Here is a 3,250-nt window from a genome sequence, read left to right on the forward strand (position 1 = left end):
TCGACGGGCTGCGTGGTCCGGTAGAGGCACTGCACTTGCTTGAGGCCGATGGGTGCGGAACGCACCACGGCGCCGGCCGGGATCTGCGCCGTCGTCGTGGCGTTGCGGTTCAGGGGACTGCATTCGATGATTGACAGCGACGGGATCGGTCGCGCGGCGTACTCGAACAGGTTGTCGAGCGGCGCCTCGGTGATCTCCGGCAACCCGTCGTCGAGTTTCCCGAGCAACCGCGCCGCCAGAAACGCAAAGCCTTCATTGACCGCCCGGACCTGCTCACCCTCCTGACCATACTGCATGCCGAGACGCCGCGCAGCATCGGGCTGGTCACGCGCGAACTCGCGACCGGCTTCGCGCAGGTAGCGCATCTCGCCATCGAATTTCGTCAGGAACGGATTCGCCTGGTCGGCTTGGGACTTCTTCCACGGTGCGGTCATGGCTGCAACTCTGGGGGCAAGGGTGGCAGGGAAGGGAGTCCGGAGATCTGCCCGGCCCGGCCCGTGATGAAAATGCGCGCCGGCATCTGGAAGCCGCGCAGCTTGAGCAGGTCCAGCGGTCCAGCCCCCGCCTGCGTGCGCAGCACATAGCTCAGCGGCGCCGTCTTGCCCTCCGCACCATCGTCTGGCGTACTGGCCGCTGCAGAGGCCGCGGAAGCGGCCTTCGCCGCGTCGCTACCCGCCGCGCCGTTCCAGACCAGCTCAAAGCGCGTATCGTCGAGCGGTTTTACGCGGGCCTTTTCAAGCATGCGCAGGAACGCCCAGTCACCTGTCGCGTCGAATGCGATGCGCGTGCCCGCGTCCAGTGACTGCCAGTTCAACGACGCATGGCCGTTCAGGCCGTTGCCAGGCCATGCCAGCGACGACCAGGTTTCGTGCTGGTTGAAGTAGACGATCGGCTGGCCGTCCACCGTCAGTTCCGTGCGCGTCACGGTGGGCGTCGGCTGCGGCATGAGGCTGAAGTGATAACCCGCTTCACCCTGCGCATAGAGATGCGCACCCATGGGGCCGATGAGGCGCAGCATCGCGAGAAACTTCGGATCGAACTGCAGCGATTGCGGCGCGAGTTCGTTCGGCACCCACTGATCGCCCTGACGCTTGAGCACGCCAGTCAGCTCGATGTCGATGAAGCGGTTGATGAGTCCCGTGTCGGGCCGCACGTAGCGGCCGAATTCGGCAAAGGACGCGTCGGCACTCGTTGATGCAAAAGGATAGCGCGAGGCGAACGATGACTGGAATGGGGCCGCCACGGCAGAGCGCCACGCGTCATTCAGGCTCGCGGCGGCGGGCTGCAGGACCGCCTGCCAGGCCGCGTCGAGCGGCTGGACGAACAGGGTCTGCCCGAAGCCTGCCCACTGCGCGCCCAGGCTCGCAGCGGTTAGCGCCGCGTCGTCGCGCGCCTGCGACAGATCGGAGAGCTTGCCCTGGAAGATCGCCTGTGCGAGCGAGCGCGCCATCGCCTGCGCGTCCGGGCTCGCCTGGATCTGCTGCAGTTTCAGGCGCACGGTCGTATCGGCCGTCAGTACGCGCGAGAGACTGACGCCGCTAAACGCGGCGGCATTCGCAGGATTGCCGTTACCTGCCTTGCTGTTGCCCGGAGCCGCGCTGGCGTCGCCCATCAGCGCCAGCAGCGGGCCGAACGTGCGGTCCAGCGGATTGACCACGGGGGCCTGCACCGCGTCGCTATCGCCGTCGCCCAGCAGCCCCTGCGCCTTGCGCACCAGCGTGTCGGTGAGCGCCTGCGAGGGACGGCCCGCCTCGCCCTGGTACTGCACTGACTTCATCACCGCGAGCAGCGGCGAGGTCTGCGCGTCGGTCATGCGGGTAAGCTGGTCGATCACGCCCGAGAAGCTCGTCGCGCCGATCCACTGGAAGCTGTTGAGCATGGTCGCCCAAGCTGCTGTGTAGTCCGTGAAATACCGGTCGCGCAGGCGCTTTCTCAGATCGTCGGCACTCTTCCTTGCGTCGAGTGCAGCCTGCGCCGCGTCGACCGCGCCCTCCACGGCGGTGGCGCTGATCCGGGCGGTCGGCTGGTCGCCGGTCAACACCCAGTCTCCCTCGACGTGCTGCCCTTTTACGGCCTCGTCGATGGCCTTTTCGATAAAGCCCTCCCACGCGGCGCGCGTGAAGATGCCCGGCACCGTCTGCGTGCTCGTGAACAGTCCGTGGGAGTCGGTGCCAGCAAGCAGGGTCGCGAGCGATACATCCGCATACCTGCCACGCGCCTGATCGAGTACGCGCTGATAGAGCACATCGTCGCTTGCCGCGAGGCCGATCTGGTTCACGAGCGTCGAGCGCATCTGCGTGACGAGCGGCATCGATGCGTTGATACGCCACGCCGGATGAGCCTTCAGGCGATCGGACCAGAACCCCGCGAGCTGCAGCGAGGTGTCGAGCCATTCGCCCGTGCGCATGCCGGCGACGGCGGGCCAGACCGCCAGCATCTGCGCCTTCAGGAACGGCGCGTCGGTACGCGCCGGAGTGGCGAGCATGAGATACGCCTTGAGGCGGTTGTACGCCTGCTGCTGCGCGTCGTGGCTCTGCTGTTCGTCGGCGCGTACCTGCGAGAGCTGGGCGAGTTGCCCTTCAAAGGCCTGCGCGACCGGCTGCTGCAGGTTGCGGGTCGCCACGGTCTGGTAGGGCCGCCAGAGCGCAGCGAGCAGGTCATCGTTGCGCGACAGGCCCGCGCGCAGGTACCACGGCGCACCATGCTGCTGGCGATATTCGAGCGTCGCGATTTCATTCTGCAGCGCGAGCTGCGCGCGCAACGCTGGAGGCGTGCCGGGCGTAGCCGCGAGCGCCTGGGTGACGGTCGTTTCGGCATCCTTGACGAGTTCCCGGTTGCCCAGCCCCGAGATCGCCATCAGGATGATCCACACGATGGCCCCGATCACGGCGCACCACGCAAGCACATCTGGCCAGTACAACCCCGTGCGACGACCCCGATAATTCGGCGAACCTGCCGCAATCTCTCGCCACACCGGCAGCAGGGCGCGCGGCTGTTCACGTGTCACTTCGGCCACCGGAACCGCCGTTGCGGCCCCGGCGGGTGCGTCATCACCATCATTAGCCACCGGCACCGGCACGACAGTCGTCCCCGGAAAGACCGGTGCGAACAGGACACCCGCGAGCGGCGCACGCAGCCAGTTCGATGCGGCGAGTGCACGCAGGTTTCCACCAATCCTTTCAGCGTGGTCGCTGATGTACTTCGAGACCTCCATCAACCAGGTCGCCTTTTCCCGCGTATAAAGGCGCAC

The 3,250-nt window shown here is 66.8% G+C and carries 2 protein-coding genes; both read right to left on the reverse strand.

Annotation, left to right across the window (positions count from 1 at the left end; all coding sequences use genetic code 11):
* On the reverse strand, positions 1-434 hold a 434-nt coding region (locus LPA36_RS29320), incomplete at its 3' end, for a type VI secretion system baseplate subunit TssF (protein WP_228884013.1).
* A partial coding sequence (locus LPA36_RS29325) for an ImcF-related family protein (RefSeq protein ID WP_228884014.1) occupies positions 431-3,250 on the reverse strand: 2,820 nt, incomplete at its 5' end. The genes LPA36_RS29320 and LPA36_RS29325, both read right to left, overlap by 4 nt.

Origin of the sequence: Paraburkholderia saeva (genome assembly GCF_907164555.1) — a bacterium.
Lineage (GTDB): Bacteria > Pseudomonadota > Gammaproteobacteria > Burkholderiales > Burkholderiaceae > Paraburkholderia > Paraburkholderia saeva.